The sequence below is a fragment of the Actinokineospora diospyrosa genome, from assembly GCF_024171925.1.
In the GTDB taxonomy this organism is placed as follows: domain Bacteria; phylum Actinomycetota; class Actinomycetes; order Mycobacteriales; family Pseudonocardiaceae; genus Actinokineospora; species Actinokineospora diospyrosa.
Genome location: NZ_JAMTCO010000023.1, coordinates 53,879 through 73,098 on the forward strand (window position 1 = coordinate 53,879; position 19,220 = coordinate 73,098).

The window sequence follows — 19,220 nt, forward strand, 5'->3', positions numbered from 1 at the left end:
CGGCATCCGGCAGCCGAAATCCGCCATCGGAGAATCCGACCGCCACTGGCGCGGGCATTCACCGCCGCGCGCCACGCGTGTTCCGCGAGGCTATTCGAGGAGGTCCGACCTGTGCCACCACCGTAGGTGGCGCGGCGGTGGCGGGCATCAGGGGAAACCCTCGCCGCACCCGCCGCTCAGTCGTCGCGCAGGTGCGCGGCCAACTGCGTGCGGGAGCGGATGCCGAGCTTGCGGTACACCCGGGTGAGGGTCGCCTCGACGGTCTTCACGCTGATGAACAGGCGGTCGGCGATCTCCCGGTTCGAGGCGCCCTCGGCGACCAGGGCACCGATGCGGGCCTCGGTCGCGGTGAGCTCGCCGCGCGTGCGCCCGGCCTCGGCGCCAGCACTGGCACCGGCGAGCCTGGCCAGCATCCGCTCGGCGTGCTCGGTCCACGGGTGCGCCTCGGCGGCGGTGAACAGGGCGGCGGCGCGGCGGGCCGACTCGCGGGCGGCGGCGTAGCGGCGTTGGCCGCGCTCGACGCGGCCGCGCACCAGCAGGCAGTGCCCGGTCTCCAGCGGCTGCCCCAGCGCGGTGAACACCGCCTCGGCGCCGCGCAGCAGCTCCACGGCGGTGTCGCCGTCGCCGCGGGCGGCGAGCAGGGACGCCTCAGCGCGGTCGAGTTGCGCGGCGACCCCGGCGGGTTCGGGGACGGCGGCGAGGCGTTCGCGGGTGTCGGCGAGCAGCGCGGCGGCCTCGTCGAGGTCACCGACGGCCACTAAGGCGGCGGCCAGGTCGCTGTGCCAGCGCAGCATCGTCGGGTCGCGGATGCCGCGCGGCGCCTCGAGTTCGGGGATGCGGCGCAGTGCCGAGACCGCGTCGGCAGGTCTACCGACGCGCAGTAGAGCCTGCCCGAGCAGATGCAGATGCCGACGCAGGAACACCAGGTCTGACTCTTGCTCGGAGGCCCGCACCCCGCGCTCGGCGTAGGTCAACGCGCGGGTGACGCTGCCACCGACCAACTCGGCCATGGCGCTGGTGTGCCACCCGGGGGCGGGGCTGAGCCTGGCCTGGCCGCGGACGCGCTCGGCGCGGGCGGCGTAGTCCATCGCGTCGCGGCAGCGGCCCATCCGACCGGTCACCTCGGCGAGCCCGCGCAGCACGTTGATCAGCTCCTCGACCGCGCCGCGCTCGACCACGCCCAACATGCCCAGGTACAGCGCGCGGGCGTCGTCCAGCCGGTCGTCGAGCGCGGCGAAGCGGGCCACCACGTAGACCGGGGAGAAGTGCCGCCAACCGTCCATGTCCGGCGGTGGCAGGGCGAGCGCCAGCCGCAGCGGCTCGTCGAAGTCCGGCTCGCCCGCCAGCCGCTTCATCAGCGCGGTGGTGGCCAGCGCCATCGCCTCGGTGGAGGTGTCGCCGACCGAGCGGGCCAGGGTCGCGGCCCGGCTGGACAACGCGCTCGACTCGGCGGGCCAACCGTTGATCATCGCGGCCCAGGACCGCCACAGGTGCAGCAGCCCGCCCGAGCGCGGGCAGTCCCCCGCGTCGACCACGGCCAACGCGAACAGCTCCCGCTCGGCGGCGACCCCCTGGCCCGCGAGGTGGATCAGCGCCATCCGCGCCTTGACCCGCTGCAGCGGCGCGGCCTCGGCGGCCAAGACCGCGTGCGCGGCGCGGCGGACCAGTTCCGGCCGCGCGGCGACGGCCGCGGTCTCGGCCGCGGCGACCAACCACTGCACGCGCCGGGCCTGGTGTTCGGGCGGGGTGCGGTCGGCGGCCAAGAGGTACAGCTCGGCGGCCAGGTCGCGCGCCCCTTGGCGCTGCGCGCTCTCCGCGGCGAGGACCAGCGACCTGGCGACCGCGGCGCCCGGGTCGGCGGAGGCGAGCGCGCGGTGGCGTTCCCGGTCGGCGTCGAAGGTGACGGCCGCGGCGAGGTCGGTGTGCGCGGCGGCACGGTCCTCGGCGTTGGCTAGGTCGGCGATGAGGGTCGCTGCGGCGGGCGGGGTGAACCGGATGTTCTCCGCGTCGGTCACCACGAGGCCGACCTCGGCTGCGCGGGCGATGTCCCGGGCAGCGTCACCTCGGCCTGCGCGGTGTAAGAGCCGCACTGTGGGGCGGGATGCCAAGGCGCACCAGAGGAGCGTTTCGCGCTCAGTCGGGGTGAGCTGCGCTAACCGTTCCCGGACTAAGAGAGCCACGGAGGGTGGGAGTGGTTCACGGTCCGTCGCCGCGCCTGCCAAAGTGAGCGCTAGATACGGGTTACCTGCGGAGTCGGCGTGGATCGCGGCAGCGGTGCGTGCGGGAAGCCCGTAGGCGTCGAACAGGTCGGCGAGGTCGCCTGCGGTCAAGGGCGGGACCTGCAACCGCAGCACGGGACCAGGTGTCAACGCGGCGGGCGGGATCGCGCTGGGACCGTCCTCGTCGAGCGGCACAGTCTCCGGGAGCCGCCCGGCAACAACCGCCCGCACCGGCGCGGACCCGACCCGGCGCACCCCGTAGGCGATGACCTCCGCCGACACCACGTCGATCCACTGGGCGTCATCGAGCAGCACGAGCACCGGCGCCTTGGCGGCCATGGCGAGCAGCGACAGGTGCCACGCGTGCCGCAGCGGCATCCCACCGTCATCGCGGCGCCCGGTGAGCACTTCGGTCGCGGCGGCGCGGAAGTCGTCGGGCAGAGCGGCGACGATCTCGGGGGGTACCTGGGCCAGGAGCCCGGCGAGGACACCGCCGCTGATCCAGCGCTCGTCTTCGGCGGCGGTCGCGCGCAGGACGGTGCCTGTGGTGACGGTGCCTGTGGTGAAGTCCAGAGAGTTGAGGAGGGTGGTCTTGCCGATGCCACTGGGGCCGGAGAGCAGGACTCCGCCGCCGCGGGACAGGTGTTCCTGGATCTGGGCTAGTAGTGGTTCGCGGCCTACTACGCGCCTTGGACGGGGTGAGATCCCGGAACTGGCCACGAATGTAGCGATCGCGGACTCACCTCACTGGGTCACGGGGAGACGACACAGTACAGAGGGGGGTGGCGGGCGACAACGCTTGTGGGGGTGGGTGCGGGTACTTGGGTGGTCTCGGCATGCGGTGGCCCGGGGCCCGCGCGGTTGCGGGTGGGGGTGACTTTGGGCGGGCCGCTTCGGGCGCGGTGGCCCGGGGGGCGTGGGTGCGGGTGGGGGTGCTCGATGCGGTGAACTTGTTTTGCGCGGGGCCCCTACAACACCCGTGGCAGGTCCGCACAGCAGGGGCCGAAAAGACTGGCCCTGCCGCGAGGAAACGCTACGTGTGTTGTCCCCCCGCGCAAAACAAGTTCACCGCATCGAGCAGTTGGCACCGGGGCTTCCGAGTGGCCAAGAGCTGGCTAGGCGGCCGGGGTGGGGCGGACTGGTCTGGCGCCTGGGCTAGGCCCGTTCGATGAGGTGGCCGATGACGTCGGGGCCGGGGTGGGCGTGGCCGGAGCCGTCGCGGCGGGGGTCGGGTTCGGGGAGTTCGACGGCGGAGCCGGTGCGGGTGGAACCCGCGGGGCGGGAGCCGATCCAGGCCAGGAGCAGGTCTGTTTCGCCCTTGAGGAAGCGGTGGGCTCGGACGCCGCCGGTGGCTCGGCCCTTGGGGGGGTATTCGGCGAAGGGGGTGACCTTCACGGACTGGCCGGTGGAGGTGACCACGAGGGGTTCGCCGTGGTCGGGGTCGTCGATGCGGATGCCCGCGAAGAACACGACCTTGCCGCCCGCGGGGACGTTGATCCCGGCCATGCCGCCGCCCTTGAGGCCCTGGGGGCGGACGAGGGACGCGGCGTAGCGCAGGAGGGAGGCTTCGGCGGTGACGAAGGCGAGGGTCTCGGAGCCGTCGGTGAGCCAGGTGGCGCCGACGACCTCGTCGCCGTCCTTGAGGCTGATCACCTCGAACTCGTCGGAGCGGACCGGCCACTCCGGGGCGCACACCTTCACCACGCCCTGGCGGGTGCCCAGCGCGAGCCCCGGTGAGCCAGCCGCCTGCTCGCCGAGCGGGGCGATGCCGATGACCCGCTCGTCCTTCTCCAGCGACACCAGTTCGCTGGCGGCCATCCCGCCGCTGACCGACACCGTGCCGCTCTGCTCGGGCAGCACCGGCAGCGGGAGCACGTCGGTCTTGACGGCGCGGCCGCGGTTGGTGACCAGCAGGATCTGCCCGCGCGCGGTGGAGTGCACCAGCGCGGCGACGGCGTCGTGGCGGGCGCGGCCCTTGCGGGTGCGGCCCTCGGAGGCCTCCTCCGACTCCGCGGCGGTGCGCGCGACGAGGCCGGTGGCGCTGAGGATCACCTGGCACGGGTCGTCGGCGACCTCGAGCGGACCGGCGGGCTTGGAGGCGGCCAGCACCTCCTTGAGGTCGCCGTCGATCAGGGCGGTGCGGCGCTCGGCGGTGCGGTCCTTGGCGACCTTGCCCAGCTCGGTGGACACGACCCGGCGCAGGACCTTGTCGTCGTCGAGGATCTTGGACAGCTCCTCGACCTCGCCGCGCAGCTTCTCCTGCTCGTCCTCGAGTTCGAGCTTGTCGAACTTGGTGAGCCTGCGCAGTGGGGTGTCGAGGATGTACCCGGCCTGGATCTCGGAGAGCTTGAACCGGCTCATCAGGCCGGTCTTGGCCGCCGCGGCGTCGTCGCTGCCGCGGATCAGCCGGATGACCTTGTCGATGTCGATCAGCGCCAGCAGCAGGCCCTCGACCAGGTGCAGCCGCTCCTCGCGCTTGCGCTTGCGGTAGCTGGTGCGCCGGGTGACGACCTCGTAGCGGTGCCGCAGGAAGACCTCCAGCAGCGCCTTGAGGCCCAGCGTGCGCGGCTGCCCGTCGACGAGCACCAGGTTGTTGATGCCGAAGGACTGCTCCATCGGGGTCAGCCGGTACAGGTCCGACAGCAGCGCCTGCGGGTTGACGCCGACCTTGCACTCGATGACCAACCGGGTGCCGTTCTCCCGGTCGGTGAGGTCCTTGACGTCGGCGATGCCGGTGAGCCGCTTGCTCTTGTTCACCTCTTCGGTGATCTTCTCGATGATCTTCTCCGAGCCGACCTGGTAGGGCAGTTCGGTCACCGTGATCGCCTGGCGGCGGCTGCCCTCGAGCGGGCCGATCTCGACCTTGGCGCGCATCCGCACCACGCCCCGGCCGGTCTCGTAGGCCTTGCGGACCTCGTCGAGGCCCAGCAGCATCCCGCCGGTGGGCAGGTCGGGGCCGGGCACGAACTCCATCAGCTTGTCGAGGTCGGCGTCGGGGTGGGTGATCAGGTGCCGCGCGGCGGCGACGACCTCGCCCAGGTTGTGCGGGATCATGTTGGTCGCCATGCCGACCGCGATGCCGGAGGTCCCGTTGACCAGCAGGTTCGGGAACGCCGCGGGCAGCACGACCGGCTCGAGCAGCGAGCCGTCGTAGTTGGGCCGGAAGTCGACGGTGTCCTCGCCGAGCTCGCCGACCAGCAGCATCGCCTCGTTCGACATCCGCGCCTCGGTGTAGCGGCTGGCGGCGGGGCCGTCGTCGGGCGAGCCGAAGTTGCCGTGCCCGTCGACCAGCGGCGCGTTGAGCGAGAAGTCCTGCGCGAGGCGGACCATCGCGTCGTAGATCGCGGTGTCGCCGTGCGGGTGGTACTTGCCCATGCAGTTGTGCACGACGTGGCCCTCGACGACGAAGGCGTGCTCGTCTGAGCCGACCTGGATGTCGTAGGTGGTGTCGACGCCCGCGGGCTCCACCGAGGCGACGGTGACCGCGGGGTCCGCGGTGCCCGCGATCCGCAGCAGGCCACCGTGCTTGTGCGCGTCGCGCACCCAGGGCAGCAGCAGCGAGGCCAACCGCGCGGCGGCCGAACCGGAGACGGTCATCCCCCGCTCGGATACCTCGGCGGCGATGCCCAGGTCGGCGAGCAGGCACCAGACCTGGCGCAGCAACGCCGGGTCGGCCGCGCCCGCGATCTGGCCCGCGCCGCGCCGGACGTGCCCGGCCCCGTCGAGCAGGCCCGCGAGGTAGGGCAGCCAGGAGGCCCGGTCGGCCAGGATCACCGCGGGCACGGCGTCGCGCGGGGGACGCGGACCGCACGCGATGGTCAGGATGTGCCGATCGCGCTGGGTCGGGGTCCTGGCCTCGCGCTTGTCCCGCCGCGCGTCCAGCCCGGCACCGATCGCCCAGCCGTGTACGTGGTCCACCGGCGCGGACTCCAGCGACTCGACCCGCACACCACCGTCGACGAGCGTGCCCGCCGCGGCGAGCAGGCCGAGGACGTAGGCGGACCCGTTGTCGCTCGAGGTCACCTCGCGCGCGCCGTTGCCGGTCAGCGTGCGGTGGCCGAGCAGGTCGCGGGCGGCGACCCAGTCACCGGTGCCGACCCGGAACCGCTGGCCGGGGGTGACCAGCATGCTGTGCCCGTCGGTCCAGCCGACCCGGACCAGCTCCGAGTCCGGGTTCTCGTAGACGGCCACCACCGGCACCGGCAGACCAGCCGGGTCGAGCACGGTGTCGCCCAGTTCGATCTGCTCGATCGGGCGCAGGCCGCCCGGGGTGGACACCAGCGCGCCGCGCACGAAGCAGTCGCCGACCACGCGGGAGGACTTCACGTAGGCGTGCGTGGGCCGGTAGCCCTGCTCGTGCATGGAGAACAGGATGCGGCGGTGCACCGGCTTGAGGCCGTCGCGGGCGTCGGGCAGCGCGCGGGAGTGGATGACCGAGTAGGCGTACTCCAGGTAGGAGTCCTCGATCTCGGTGCGCACCGGGTTGTCGACGACGGTCGCGCCCGCGCGGTCGAAGGCGGTGGGGTCGACCTTGGTCGAGGGGGCCTTGCGGCGTGCCATGGTGGTGGCTCTCTCTCGTGCTCTCAGCTGTCAGCGCCGACGGCCGAGGTCTGGTGCGACTGGGTACTGCGGGCGGCTGGTGCCTCAGCGCGGGGCGGGCGGGCTCACAGGTCGATGGCGGACTGGTCGACGCGGGCGGCGGAGTCGACCAGCCAGTTGCGCCGCGGCTCCACCTTCTCCCCCATCAGCAGCTCCAGCGCGGCCTCGGCGGCCTCGGCGTCGCCCATGGTGATGCGCCGCACGGAGCGGGTGGCCGGGTTCATGGTGGTCTCCCACAGCTCGTCGGCGTCCATCTCGCCGAGGCCCTTGAACCGCGGCACCGGGGTGACCACCTGCCTGCCCGCCTTCTGCAGGCGGGCCAGGGTGGTCTCCATCTCGCGCTGGGTGAAGGTGAAGATGGTCTCGGCGCCGCGGCCGCGGGTGGTGATCTTGTGCAGCGGCGGCATCGCGGCGTAGAGCCTGCCGTCGTCGATGACCGGCCGCATGTACTTGGCGAACAGGGTGATCAGCAGGGTCCGGATGTGCGAGCCGTCGACGTCGGCGTCGGCCATCAGGATGACCCGGCCGTAGCGCATCGCGGGCAGGTCGAAGGTGCGGCCGGTCCCGGCGCCCAGGACCTGCACGATGGCGGCGATCTCGGCGTTGCGCAGGGTGTCGGCGAGGCTGGCCTTCTGCACGTTGAGGATCTTGCCGCGCAGCGGCAGCAGCGCCTGGTACTCCGAGACCCGCGCCATCCGCGCCGAGCCGAGCGCGCTGTCGCCCTCGACCAGGAACAGCTCGCTGCGGGCGACGCCGGTGGTGCGGCAGTCGACGAGCTTGGCGGGCATCGCGGCGCCCTCCAGCGCCGTCTTGCGCCGGGCGGCGTCCTTCTGCTGCTTCTGCGCGATGCGGACCCGGCCCGCGTCGACGATCTTCTGCAGCACGACCTTGGCCTCGGCCTTGGTGCGCCGGTCCTCGGTCCACTCGCGCAGGTGCTTCTCGACCACGCCCTGGATGACCTTGGTGATGCCCGCGGTGGACAGCTCGTCCTTGGTCTGGGAGGTGAACTGCGGCTCGGGGATGCGCACGTGGATCACCGCGGTCATGCCCTCGAGCACGTCGTCGAGGGTGGGCAGGTCCTCCTTGGGCTTGAGCAGCCCGCGGGTCTTGGTGATCGCCTCCTGCAGCGCCTTGGCCGCGGCCCGGTCGAAGCCCCTGCGGTGCGTGCCGCCGTGCATGTTGCGGATGGTGTTGGTGAAGCACTCGACGGTGCGCTCGTAGCCGGTGCCCCAGCGCAGCGCCACCTCGACCTCGGCGCGGCGCTGCACCTTGGAGCGCATGACGCCGTTCTCGTCGGCGGCGTTCTCCTGGTAGGTGCCCTCGCCGGTGACCAGGATGGTGCCGGACACGGCGCGCTCGCCGTCGGGGCTGAGGAACTCGACCATGTCGCCGAGGCCGTTGGGGAACTGGAAGGACTCCTCGGCGTACTCGCCGGGCGCCTCCGGGTCCTCCTGGCGCAGCACGTAGGTGACGCCGGGGACGAGGAAGGCGGTGTTGCGCAGCTTGGCGCGGACGGAGTCGACGGCGAGCGCGGCGCCGTTCTCGAAGTACCGCGCGTCATACCAATACCTGGTCGAGGTGCCGGTGGAGTCGTTGCGGCGCATCTTGCCGACGACCTCGAGGCCGGACTGGCGGGTGAACGCGGCCCGCGGGCCCTCGCCGTCGAACACGCCGGGCACGCCGTGCGCGAAGGACATCCGGTGGACCTTGCCCTCGCGCTTGACGGTGACGTCGTAGCGGTGCGAGAGGGCGTTGACCGCGGAGGCGCCGACGCCGTGCAGGCCGCCGGAGGTCTTGTAGCCGGAGCCGCCGAACTTGCCGCCCGCGTGCAGCCGGGTCAGCACGAGCTCCACACCGGACAAACCGGATTTGGCGTGCACGCCGGTGGGGATGCCGCGGCCGTCGTCGTCGACCTGGACGCTGCCGTCGGCGTGCAGGGTGACCACGACCCTGGTGGCGTACCCGGCCACGCCCTCGTCGGTGGAGTTGTCGACGACCTCGGTGAACAGGTGGTTGATGCCCCGGCTGTCGGTGGACCCGATGTACATGCCGGGCCGCTTGCGCACCGCCTCCAGACCCTCCAGGTGCGTGAGGTCGTCGGCCCCGTACAGGGTCTCGGCAGTCACTGGGTCGTTCTCCCGCTGCTGTTGTCTCTCCCCCGAGCCCGCGCTCGGTGTCCGCGCGGCCGGTGCCGCTCGAACAGGTGTCCCAAGGTACCGGAGGGTATCGGCCCGCCATGACAACCGTGCGCCGCCGCGCGCGGCGCGCCGGGTGGCCCGCGCCACGCCGACCGCGGTGCCAGGTGGTGATGACTTGCGCCGTCCGGCCGCTTGACCCCCGATCCAAACGTGGGTGATGTTGTGTGAATTTACCGCCGACCCGGCGGTAGGCGCCGTCTTGACGGGTGCTCAGAGGCGCGTTTATGGTCTAGACCACAGCACATCTAGACCCAGCTGAACTGCACCAACCCCTCCGGCGTCCGGGTCCGGCCGACGCCCGACGGAAGTAGGCGTCCCCCTGCTCCCGTTTCCACCCCTGCGCGGGTCGCCACGGCGGCCCGCGGAAACGCCGTCCACTCCTGTGGAGGAGCACGCAACCATGAAGCACAAGCGCAAATTCGCCGCGGCAGCGGCAGGGGCGACGATCGCCCCGCTGTTGATGGTCGCCCTGCCCGCGAGCCAGGCCGCGGCACACGGCTACATCAGCTCCCCGCCCAGCCGCCAGGCCAACTGCGCGGCGGGCAAGGTCAGCAACTGCGGTCCGGTCATCTACGAGCCGCAGAGCGTCGAGGGTCCCAAGGGGCAGAAGAACTGCCACGGCGGTCTCTCGCAGTTCGCCCAGCTCAGCGATGACTCGAAGAACTGGCCCGCGGCCTCGGTCGGCAACTCGGTGAACTTCACCTGGACGCTCACCGCCCGGCACGCGACCTCGACCTGGGAATACTTCATCGGCAGCGAGCGCGTGGCTGTCTTCAACGACAACGGCGCGCAGCCCGGCGCCACCAAGAGCCACACCGTCAACCTGGGCGGCAAGACCGGCCGGGTGAAGCTGCTGGCCGTGTGGAACATCGCCGACACCGCGATGGCCTTCTACAGCTGCGTCGACCTGCAGGTCGGTGGCGGCGGTGGCACCACCACCACCCAGCCGACCACGACCACCACGCAGCCGACGACGACCACCACCCGGCCGACGACGACCACCACGACCACGACCACCACGCCGCCGCAGTCGGGCACGTGGGCGGCGGGCACGAACTACGCGGCAGGCGCCACCGTGACCTACAACGGTGGTTCCTACCGCTGCCTTCAGGCCCACACCGCGCTCGCGGGCTGGGAGCCGAGCACCACCCCGGCTCTCTGGGCCAAGAACTGATGGCCACCCGGTCCGGGCCTCGGCGGGCCCGGACCGGGTCCCCCAAGGAGGCACGCATGAGACGTCCGCTGATCGCCGCCGCCTGCCTCGTCGCGCTGACCGGCTGCGCGGGCAACGGCCACGCCGACCACCCCGCCGGGCACGCCGACCACCTGGCGCCGACCACCCCGGCCGCCTCGGCCGCGGCCCCGCTGACCACCGCGAGCGGCGCCACCAGCGCCGCGGCCGCCCCCGCCGTCGGCGACTACAACCTGGCCGACGTGATGTTCCTGCAGATGGCGGTCGCCAACCACAACCGCGGCATCGAGCTGATCCACCTCGCCGACAAGCGCCCCATCCGCGAGGACCTGCGCAACCTGGCCGCCGCCATCCGGCTGACCCAGGAGCAGGAGGTCGGGCAGATGAAGAAGTGGCTGACCGGCTGGTCGCAGTCCACCGACGTCAACCCCGACCCCAACGCCCACTCCCACCACGGCGGCATGCCGGTGACCGACGCCCAGGCACTGGCCGATCTGGGGAAGCTGCCCGACGGCGAGTTCGAGAAGCAGTTCATCGCGCTGCTCACCGCCCACCAGCACAACGCCGTGGAGTTCGCCCTGACCGAGGGCAAGGAAGGCGTCAGCACCGAGGTGAAGGCGTTCGCCGACAAGGTGGTCAAGTCGCGGACCGGTCAGATCCAGCAGTTGCTGAACTACCAGCAGTGAGCTCCGCGTGGGCCCCGGCCTTCTCCGGGGCCCGCGCGGTCACAGGTCCGGCTGCCGCCCGAGCGGGATGTCCAGGACCTTCGGCTTCTTGAGCAGGAACCGCAGCAACGCCTCGGCACCCTCTACTGTGAAGTCCTCGACCACGTAGTAGGTGGTGGTCGACGGGGCCAGGAAGTCCGGGATCCCGGCGGTGGTCTGTCCGGGTAGGACGACGGGGACGAACCGCTGCAGGTCGTGCTGGTTGGCGTGGAAGGTGTCGCGGATCAGGCGGGCTTCCCACTGAGCACCCTTGCCCTCATCGGGCCCGGTGCGACCTTCGGACCGCATCCGGTACCGCTCGGAGGCGACACAGAGGACGACGTCGGCGTCGCGGACCTGCTCCCCCATCCACAGCGCCCAATCCTGCCGCTCCCCCGCCGCGACCTGATCCAAGCGGGCGTCGATGCCGTTGTTGCGCAAGAACTCCCAGAAGCCTTGGACGACTTCGTTGTGGCCGTCTTCCTGCGCATACGAGATGAACACCCTCGACACAGTCACCGCCTCCTCTTCCCGGTCTGCCTCGACATGCCCTGGCCGTTCTTGATCGAGCGCAGTCCCTCTTCGAACTGCTTCACCAGCGGGCTCTGCTTGCTCAGGCTCTTGCGCAGGATGACGAGCATGCGGAGCACGATGCTCCCGGCCTTCTGCGGATTGCCCGCCATGGCGGTCCACGACGCCCACGGCAGGTGCAGCCCGACCGTCAGCGGGTCGTACTCCCCGCGCAAGTCGGCGAGCCGCTGCACGATCACCGTGTACATGTCGCGGGCCGTCGCCGGGTCGCCCCGTCTCCCCAGGTGGTCGGCGTACTCCGACTGCAGGTCGATGAATTGCGGGCTGATCTCGCCGAACTCCGCGGCCGCGTCAGCCAGGACGGTCTCGTAGAGGGCGATGGCGTCGTCGATCTGCCCCATTTCCGCCAGCACGTCGGCGACGTAGCTCCTGGAGACGAGGGTGCGGTAGTCACTGGCCCCCAGCACGCGAGCACGCGCCGACGCGACTTCGGCGAACATGGCCTTGGCACTCTCGTACTCGTCCAGTTCGAGGCAGGAGGTCGCGATGTCGTGCCGGGTGTCCAAGACCTCCGGGTGGTCCACCCCGAGCAGCGCCACCTGCGCCGCCAGGACTTCTTCGAGCCGCGCCCGGCTCTCGTCGCCGTCCCTGGTCCAGAACGCCAGATGACCGCGCACTCGAAGGACCAGCGCGGTTTCCCCGCCCAAGGCGGGCTCCGCGTCCTCGAGCAGCCGCTCGGCCTGGACAACCGCGATGCGCCGCAAACCGAGGTCGTCGTAGAGCTGCGCGACGCGGAACCGGAGTTCGAACGCCTCCGGATCATCGGGCAGGTGGCCGACCACGGCGAGGACGTGCGCGTGCAGGTCTTGCCACGCGGTCATCGTGTCCACGACCAGGATCGGCCTGGGTAGGGCCGCGGCGACCAGGTCCCTGGCCCGGGTCGCGTGGGCGAGGCCGTCGCGGTGGCGGGTGACGGATTGGACCAGGCGGTGGACGGTGATCGTTGTGGTGGTGCCCCTGGTGATGAGGCTGTGGGACAGCAACTCGCCGATGGCGCGGACCAGGGTGAGTTCGTCGTCTGCCAAGGGGTGCAGCACCGAGGTCGGGATGGCGTCCGGGGCCAGGTAGGCGATGGTGTCGAGGACCTCGCGGGCCAATGGGCTCAGCCGCTCGATGGCCAGCAACCACGTGGTGGCGACGGTGTGCGGGTAGTCGTCCGGCTGGTTGTCGGCCTGCAGGTCGGCGCTGCGGTCGCGGTAGAAGCGCAGGTAGTCGGCCAGGCCGATGCCGGTGGTGGCGGTGAACGCCGCGGCCTGGGTGAGGGCGAGCGGGAGGCCGCCGAGTTCGTCGGCGAGTTCCGCCGCGGTGTCGGCGTCGGTGTCCTCGGTCGTCGTGGTGAGCAGTTCGACGGCGGCCGAGGTCTCGAGGGGCTCGACCCGGTGGACGGTGTCGGGCTTGGGCCATCGACCCGCTTGGCTGGTCACCAGGACGTGGCCGTTTCCCCGGGCGGGCACGAGCCCGTTGAGCGCGGCGGCCGTCGGGACGTTGTCGAGGATGAGCAACCAGGGCTGCTTGAGCTCGGACAGCCAGGTGTTGACCGCGTGCACGGGATTGCGGACCAGCGCGGCTTCCGACGCCGGGCGGACCAGGTCGAGCAGGTCGCGGTAGTCGCGTTCGCGGGCCACCTTGTCCTCGGCGTGGATCCACCAGACCACGCCGTAGTCGTCCAGGTGCCGTTCGGCGTAGGCGCGGGCGAGGCTGCTCTTGCCGACACCGCCCATGCCGGTCAGGATCCGCACCACCGGTGCGCGGCTCTTCTTCGGAGCGGTGAAAGCGGCGCGCAGGTCGGCTAATTCCTGATCACGGCCGACCACCGGGGTCATGTCGCCGATGTTCGGGGAGACGACCTGGTCGGTGACCGGGGGCGCGGGCTCGACGGTCTCCGGGGTCCAGGTGTCGAAGTCGGGTTCGGGCAAGACCGGCGGCTCGACGAGCTTCGGCTTGCGCAGGATGAAGCGGAGCAGGTCTTCCGCACCAGGCACCGTGAGGTCGCGGACGGTGTAGACGGTGGTGATGGCGGGGGCGAGGAAGTCGGGGACGCCGTCGGGGGACTGGCCGGGTAAAACGACGGGGACGAACTTCTGGAGGTCGCCGCCGCTGGCGTAGAACTCGGCTCGGATCAGGCGGGCTTCCCAGCGGACGCCGTTGCCCTCGGCCTGCTGTTGCGAACGGAGCCGGTACTGCGGGGAGGCCACGCACAAGACGACCTCGGCGTCGCGGATCTGGTCGGCCATCCACAGCGCCCAGTCCTGCCGCTCACCCTCGGCGACCTGGTCGAAGACCGCGTCAACACCGTTGTTGCGCAGGAACGACCAGAACGAGCGCACCAGGGCGCGGTGCTCCTCGGACTCGTGCGCGTAGGAGAGGAAGACCCGACGCGCCACCGACCACCCCGATCTCCCGTTCCGCCACCCGGTCCATCGCTCGCGTGGACCGCGTCGTTGCGCTGGAAGATCCTATCCGCTCAGGACTCGGCGGTGATCTGGTCGTAGGTGGGGAAGTGGTGGGCGATGGAGTCGTCGAGGAAGTTGGCGATCCAGCCGTTGTCGTCGTGGAAGAAGCGGATGGAGATGTAGTCGGGGCGGGTGCCCATGTCGAACCAGTGGGTCGTGTTGGCGGGGACGCTGAGCAGGTCGCCCGCCTCGCACAGGACGGCGTGGACCTTGCCGTCGATGTGCAGGTAGAAGATGCCGGAGCCGCGGGCGAAGAAGCGGTCCTCGTCGTCGTCGTGGGTGTGCTCGGACAGGAACTTGGCCCGGGCGGTGGCGGCCTGCTCGCGCCAGGCGTCGGTGTCCGCCGGGGTCATGGTGACGGCGTCGACGAAGTGGTAGCCCTCGCGGGTGGACACCTCGTCGACCCGGGTCTGGTAGGCCTTGATGACCTCGTCCGACGGCGGGTTCAGCGGGAGGTCGACCACGGGCCAGCGGGAGAAGCGGACACCGAGGGCGGCGAGGGTCTCGCGGATCTCGGCCTCGTCGCGGGTGCGGGTGAGCACCGTGGTCGGGTCGGTGTCGGGCCAGACGGTCAGTTGGGTCATCGGGTCACCCCTCCGCGATCGCGGTCTTGAACCGCAGCAGCCATTCCAGGCACTCGGCGCGGTGCCTGGCAACCATCAGGTCGTCCCCCCACACGTACACCCCATGCCTGGCGACCACCAGTGCCGGGGTCTCGGGGTCGTACCCCGCCTCGAACGCGTCGCCGAGCACGCCCATGTCCTGGGAGTTGGGCACGACCGGGACGCGCACCAGGTCGTCGTGCGCGCGCCTGCCGAAGCCCTTGAGCATCTCCAGGTCGCTCAGCTCGATGCCGCCCGGCCACCGCTCGGCGGCCACGACCGGGGCGAGCATGTGCAGGTGGACGACCGCGCCTGCGCCCGCGACCGAGGCGATGCGCGCGTGCAGGCCCGCCTCGGCGGACGGGCGCAGGCGCTGGCCGGGCAGCGCGGCACCGGTGCCGTCGACCTCGACGACGTCGTGCGCGGTGAGCTCGCCCTTGTCCAGGCCGCTGGCGGTGACGGCGAGGCGCAGGGGGTCGCGGCCGAGGGTGACCGACAGGTTGCCCGAGGTGCCGCGCATCCAGCCCAGGGCCGTGTACCGGGCGGACTCGACCGCGATTGCCTGACCGGCGGTGACGATGGCCTGTCCGGCGGTGACCAGGTCAGGCATCGGGCACGATCCGGAAGTCGTCAAAGGACTTAGCGACCCGGTGGTCACCGAAGTCCGCGCCGCCGTAAGGCTCACCGTCGCGCGCTAGGCCCACCGTCTGCCAGCCTGCCTCGGCAGCGGCGTCGAGCTCGGCGGGGACGTCGGACAGGAACACGATCCGCTGCGGGGTAGGCCCACCGATGCCCTCGGCGATAGCGGCGTAAGAGGCCGCTTCACGCTTGGGACCCGCGTTGACGGTGTCGAAGTGGTGGCGGAAGAGGTTGGTCAGGTCGCCTTCGGTCGTTGTGGAGAACGACGCGATCTGGCCCGCGACCGAGCCGGAGGAGAACACGGCCAGCTTCAGCCCGGCCTCGTCCCAGCCGCGCAGGGCGGGCACGACGTCGGGGAAGTACTCGGACACGAGGTCGCGGCGGGCGTAGCCGTCCTGCCAGATGAGGCCCTGCAGGTCCTTGAGCGGCGCGGCCTTGCGGTCGGCGGCCATCCACCCGTGCAGCACGGCCACGACGGCCGCGGTGTCGGCGTCCTCGGGCAACCCGGCCTCGGCCTTGGTCCGCGCGACGGCCGAGAGCACCAGCGGGTCGGTGGGGTGCGCGTCGATCCACGGGCCCAGCCGGGGGCGCGCGTAGTCGTAGAGCACCACGTGGACCCCCACGGTCGGCATCAACGTGCCCTCGATGTCGAGCACGACCCACTGGGCGGACAGGGTGTCGGTCACGGTTCCTCTCTCTGCCGGGCGGCGGTCGCCGCCTGCGGCGGTCAACGGTGGTAGTCGGCGACGGCGGCGGGGACGAAGGGGCCGCGGTCGGTGACGATGGTGGTGACGAAGCGCGGTGGGGTGACGTCGAAGGCCGGGTAGTGGCCGCGGACCTTGTCGCTGGCGGTGCGCACGCCCAGGGTGTGCAGGACCTCGGTGCCGTCGCGGTGCTCGATCGGGACGTCGGCCGCGGTGGGCGCGGCCGGGTCGGGGGCCTGGACCTGGGCCAGGAACGGCACCCCGAAGGCGTGCGCGGCCACGGCCAGGCCGAGGGTGCCGACCTTGTTGACCACGTGCCCGTCCAGGGTGACCCGGTCCGCGGCGGTGAGCAGCACGTCGACCAGGCCGCCCTGCAGCACCGACGCGCCCATGCCGTCGGTGATCAGCGTGGTGTCGACGCCCATCTCGGCGAGGGTCTCGGCGGTGAGCCGGGCGCCCTGCAGGTAGGGGCGGGTCTCGGTGCAGAAGAAAGACACGTCCTTGCCGAGCCGCTGGGCCGCTGCGACGGTCTCGATCAGGTAGGCGTCGGCCCAGCAGTGGGTGAGGACGCGGGCGCCGTCGGGGAGCAGCTTGGCGCTGTGCTCGCCTAGAGCGCGGCTCTTAGCGCGGTAAAGCTCGTCGCCCGCCTCGGCTCCACGTGTCGCTGCGGCGACCAACTCCTCCCCCACGACCGGACCGGCAGCGTCAACTTCAGCGAGGACAGCGGCGACGGCCTTGCGCAGGTGGTTGTTGGTGGCGCGGCTCGCGATCAAGCGCCCACCGGCTATGTCCAGTGCGGCACGCGCATCAGCCGCCGGTAGACCTGCCGCGTCGCGGGCGGCGAGGACCATGCCGAAGAGGGCCGCGAAGTACGGACCGGAGGACTGGGTGACCATGTCCTCGATCGCGACGGCGACCTCGTCGACCGTCGTGCAGCGCACCCAGACCCGCTCGAACGGGAAGCGCCTGCGGTCGAGGATGGTGACGGCCTCGGCGTCGAGCTTGACGCTCTCGTCCAGGGTCGGCCTGGTCATCAGCTGTACCCGGTCGGGGCGGGGTACTCGCCGGTCAGCAGGTGCCTGCCGACCTCGGCGGCCTTGTAGACGGTCGGGTCGTGCAGCGTGAGGGTGCGGGCGTTGCGCCAGAACCGGTCGATGCCGTGCTTGGCGGCGGTGGCGCGCGCGCCGGTGAACTCGAACAGCCGGTTGGTGATCTCGACGGCGAGCTCGGAGGTGACGACCTTGGCGTGCGACACGCGGATCGAGGTTCGTCCACGCTCGTCGGCGGACAGCGCGTCCCCCTGGGCGGCCGCGTCGCTGAACGCGCGCGCGGCGGCGTCGACGAGCAGGTCGGCCGCTTCCAACCGGGACAGCAGACTGCCGTACCCGGCAACGATGTGCGGGTCCTCGGTGGCGTGCTCGGCGCCGGAAGCGGGCCAGGCGCGCGCGGTCTCCCGGGTGTAGCGGGCGGCCTCGGTGAGCGCGCCACGACCGATCGCGGCGAGCAGGCGGCTGAGGATCAACTGGAAGCCCAGCGGGGCGAGGGAGTCGCGCTGCGCCCGCGCGTCCCCGGGCTGCGGCTGCGCCCCGAGGACGTCGTGTTCACCGACGAACACGTCGGTGAACTCGACCCCGCCGCTGGCCGACAAGCGCTGGCCCAGGTTGTCCCAGTCGCCCAGGTACCGGATCCCGGCCGCGGTCGCGTCGAGGGTGAAGGTGAGCTTGCGCCCGGTGCCCGCGTGCGCCCCGCTGACCACGAGCCGGTCGGCGACGCTGGCCCCGGTCGCGAAGAACTTGCGCCCGTTGACCAGGTATCCACCGTCCACATCAGACAGAACGAGGGCGTCGTCGCGCGGGTTCGCGACACCGGCCCAGAACCAGCGGTGCTCGGCGGTCGCCCGGTTGAGCTCCTCGGTCAGGTCGGGCCGGTCGAACAGGGTGGTCCGCCACACGTGCAGGTAGTGGTAGCCCAGCAGGTGCCCCACCGAGGCGTCCGCGGCCCCCACCTCGGCCAGCACGGCGTGCGCGACGGCCCAGTCCTGCCCGTGGCCGCCGTGCTCGACCGGGACCAGCAGCGGCAACAACCCGCTCTCCCGCAGCAGGGCCACCTCGACCAGCGGCTCAGCGCCCTTGCGCTCCCGCTCCACCGCATCGGCCGCCAGCCGCCCGGCCACCTCCCGCGCCACCTCGACCCACGCCTGGTGCCCCATCACACTCCCGTTGCGTCCTCGGACTCCCCCGGCAGTATGCCGGTCGGCGAGATGACGACCGCTATGTGGGACTCCCGTACGCCCGCTCCACCCGGGCAACCCGCACCTGGAACGCCTCGTACCACTCAGTCCGCCCACGGTGCCGGGTGGTGACGTGCTCAGGCTGGTCACGCCACGTGGCGATGGAGGCCTCGTCCTTGAAGTAAGCGACGGTGATGCCGATGCGGTCGGTGTCGCGGACGGAGTCGTAGCCGAGGAAGCCGGGAGAGGTGGCGACCAGTTCGAACATGCGGTCGGAGGCTTCGTGGTAGCCGGCGTCTTGGGGGCTGAGGATGGAGGTGAAGATGACGGCGTAGTAGGGGGGCGCGGGGGTGGTGGTGAGGTGCATGGGGATAGTGAAGCAGGGGATGGTGGCGTTCGGGTGGGTGTTTACGGGTCGATCGGTTGTGGACAGCGGGCTCGGATTTCGGCGATGAGTGATTGCGCACAGACTTGGGTGCCCCGCAATGGCTCGGCTGCCGCAACAGGCTTGGGTTCTCTCCATGGCCCTGGTGCTCACAATGGCTTGGGTGTCGGCACAGGCTTGGGCGCTCACATGGCCCGGCTGCCCAACAGGCCGAGTTGTCCACAACGGGCTTGCTTGTCCACAGGGTGATGCTTGGTTCTCCCGTTGTGTCGGGCTGTTTCGGTAGGCTGTGCATTGGGGGCTCTTGGTGTAGATGATCTTGCGCGGGGTGGTTGTTGGGGTGGTCGCGGGGGCGGTTGTCCACAATGGTTCTGGTTGTCCACAGGCTCCGTTCGCTGCTCCCGGTTTTGTCGGGGTGCTTGGTCTCCAGTGGTGAGTGCGCCGGGTGTGGGATGATCTTCGTGTCGGAGTGATCGGAGATTGTGTCTGTGCGTGGTGTCGTGTTGGGTTCGCATGATCGGGAAACGATTTCGCGTGAGTTGCGGTCGGGCCGCTCTTTCCGTTCGATTGCGTTGATGCTGGGTCGGCATCATTCGGTGGTTGCTCGCGAGGTGGCCCGCAATGGCGGGCGGGACGGGTATCGGGCCGTGGCGGCCGATCGCCGAGCGGGAGAGAAACTGGCTCGGCCGAAGCCGCGGAAGTTG

The 19,220-nt window shown here is 71.3% G+C and carries 14 protein-coding genes; 3 read left to right on the forward strand and 11 right to left on the reverse strand.

What is annotated here, in order from left to right:
• Nucleotides 1–176: 176 nt before the first annotated feature.
• From LV75_RS35755 to LV75_RS34045, 3 genes are all read right to left on the reverse strand, one after another.
• Complete coding sequence (locus LV75_RS35755) at nucleotides 177–2,939, reverse strand: helix-turn-helix transcriptional regulator (protein ID WP_253891657.1); 2,763 nt, start codon at nucleotides 2,937–2,939, stop codon at nucleotides 177–179.
• 435 nt (nucleotides 2,940–3,374) lie between these two features.
• Nucleotides 3,375–6,779, reverse strand: coding sequence for a DNA topoisomerase (ATP-hydrolyzing) (locus tag LV75_RS34040; protein WP_253891658.1), 3,405 nt, complete (start codon nucleotides 6,777–6,779; stop codon nucleotides 3,375–3,377).
• A 104-nt stretch (nucleotides 6,780–6,883) separates the two neighbouring features.
• The gene (locus LV75_RS34045) at nucleotides 6,884–8,944 is read right to left on the reverse strand and encodes a DNA gyrase/topoisomerase IV subunit B (RefSeq protein ID WP_253891659.1); all 2,061 of its coding nucleotides are present in this window, start codon (nucleotides 8,942–8,944) and stop codon (nucleotides 6,884–6,886) included.
• Between the two features lie 472 nt (nucleotides 8,945–9,416).
• On the opposite strand from LV75_RS34045, the gene LV75_RS34050 reads away from it, so the two are divergent.
• Nucleotides 9,417–10,190 carry a lytic polysaccharide monooxygenase gene (locus tag LV75_RS34050; protein WP_253891660.1) on the forward strand — a complete coding sequence of 258 codons (774 nt, stop codon included), beginning with the start codon at nucleotides 9,417–9,419 and terminating at the stop codon, nucleotides 10,188–10,190.
• Between the two features lie 56 nt (nucleotides 10,191–10,246).
• Nucleotides 10,247–10,894 carry a DUF305 domain-containing protein gene (locus tag LV75_RS34055; protein WP_253891661.1) on the forward strand — a complete coding sequence of 216 codons (648 nt, stop codon included), beginning with the start codon at nucleotides 10,247–10,249 and terminating at the stop codon, nucleotides 10,892–10,894.
• A gap of 39 nt (nucleotides 10,895–10,933) precedes the next feature.
• Here the strand turns inward: LV75_RS34055 and LV75_RS34060 are convergent, their stop codons facing one another.
• The 8 genes from LV75_RS34060 to LV75_RS34095 form a co-directional block, all read right to left on the reverse strand.
• On the reverse strand, nucleotides 10,934–11,431 hold the full coding sequence (locus LV75_RS34060; RefSeq protein ID WP_253891662.1) for a toll/interleukin-1 receptor domain-containing protein: 498 nt from the start codon (nucleotides 11,429–11,431) through the stop codon (nucleotides 10,934–10,936).
• On the reverse strand, nucleotides 11,428–13,887 hold the full coding sequence (locus LV75_RS34065; RefSeq protein WP_253891663.1) for a tetratricopeptide repeat protein: 2,460 nt from the start codon (nucleotides 13,885–13,887) through the stop codon (nucleotides 11,428–11,430). Before LV75_RS34065 ends, LV75_RS34060 begins: the two co-directional genes overlap by 4 nt.
• An 80-nt stretch (nucleotides 13,888–13,967) precedes the next feature.
• Nucleotides 13,968–14,540 (reverse strand): 1,2-dihydroxy-3-keto-5-methylthiopentene dioxygenase, encoded by a 573-nt coding sequence (locus LV75_RS34070; RefSeq protein ID WP_253891664.1) that lies wholly within the window; start codon nucleotides 14,538–14,540, stop codon nucleotides 13,968–13,970.
• A gap of 4 nt (nucleotides 14,541–14,544) precedes the next feature.
• Nucleotides 14,545–15,168 (reverse strand): methylthioribulose 1-phosphate dehydratase, encoded by a 624-nt coding sequence (gene mtnB, locus LV75_RS34075; RefSeq protein WP_253891665.1) that lies wholly within the window; start codon nucleotides 15,166–15,168, stop codon nucleotides 14,545–14,547.
• A complete protein-coding gene (gene mtnC, locus LV75_RS34080) occupies nucleotides 15,161–15,883 on the reverse strand; it encodes an acireductone synthase (RefSeq protein ID WP_253891666.1) in 723 nt (240 codons plus the stop codon). The genes mtnB and mtnC overlap by 8 nt, the downstream gene beginning before the upstream one ends.
• A gap of 41 nt (nucleotides 15,884–15,924) precedes the next feature.
• Nucleotides 15,925–16,935 (reverse strand): s-methyl-5-thioribose-1-phosphate isomerase, encoded by a 1,011-nt coding sequence (locus tag LV75_RS34085; RefSeq protein WP_253891667.1) that lies wholly within the window; start codon nucleotides 16,933–16,935, stop codon nucleotides 15,925–15,927.
• On the reverse strand, nucleotides 16,935–18,110 hold the full coding sequence (locus LV75_RS34090) for an acyl-CoA dehydrogenase family protein (protein WP_253891668.1): 1,176 nt from the start codon (nucleotides 18,108–18,110) through the stop codon (nucleotides 16,935–16,937). The genes LV75_RS34085 and LV75_RS34090 overlap by 1 nt, the downstream gene beginning before the upstream one ends.
• A 61-nt stretch (nucleotides 18,111–18,171) precedes the next feature.
• Entirely contained in the window at nucleotides 18,172–18,498 is a 327-nt protein-coding gene (locus tag LV75_RS34095; protein ID WP_253891669.1) for an antibiotic biosynthesis monooxygenase family protein, read from the reverse strand.
• A 518-nt stretch (nucleotides 18,499–19,016) separates the two neighbouring features.
• Here LV75_RS34095 and LV75_RS34100 point away from each other — a divergent pair.
• The coding region (locus LV75_RS34100; protein WP_372504303.1) for a helix-turn-helix domain-containing protein at nucleotides 19,017–19,220 on the forward strand (204 nt) is incomplete at its 3' end.

Bases quoted from the DNA above. Each gene is read 5' to 3' on its own strand.
- LV75_RS34055 (WP_253891661.1), top strand. From the start codon at position 10,247: ATGAGACGTCCGCTGATCGCCGCCGCCTGCCTCGTCGCGCTGACCGGC.
- LV75_RS34085 (WP_253891667.1), bottom strand. From the start codon at position 16,935: ATGACCAGGCCGACCCTGGACGAGAGCGTCAAGCTCGACGCCGAGGCC.
- LV75_RS34050 (WP_253891660.1), top strand. From the start codon at position 9,417: ATGAAGCACAAGCGCAAATTCGCCGCGGCAGCGGCAGGGGCGACGATC.
- LV75_RS34095 (WP_253891669.1), bottom strand. From the start codon at position 18,498: ATGCACCTCACCACCACCCCCGCGCCCCCCTACTACGCCGTCATCTTC.
- mtnB (WP_253891665.1), bottom strand. From the start codon at position 15,168: ATGCCTGACCTGGTCACCGCCGGACAGGCCATCGTCACCGCCGGTCAG.
- LV75_RS34090 (WP_253891668.1), bottom strand. From the start codon at position 18,110: ATGGGGCACCAGGCGTGGGTCGAGGTGGCGCGGGAGGTGGCCGGGCGG.
- LV75_RS34070 (WP_253891664.1), bottom strand. From the start codon at position 14,540: ATGACCCAACTGACCGTCTGGCCCGACACCGACCCGACCACGGTGCTC.
- LV75_RS34040 (WP_253891658.1), bottom strand. From the start codon at position 6,779: ATGGCACGCCGCAAGGCCCCCTCGACCAAGGTCGACCCCACCGCCTTC.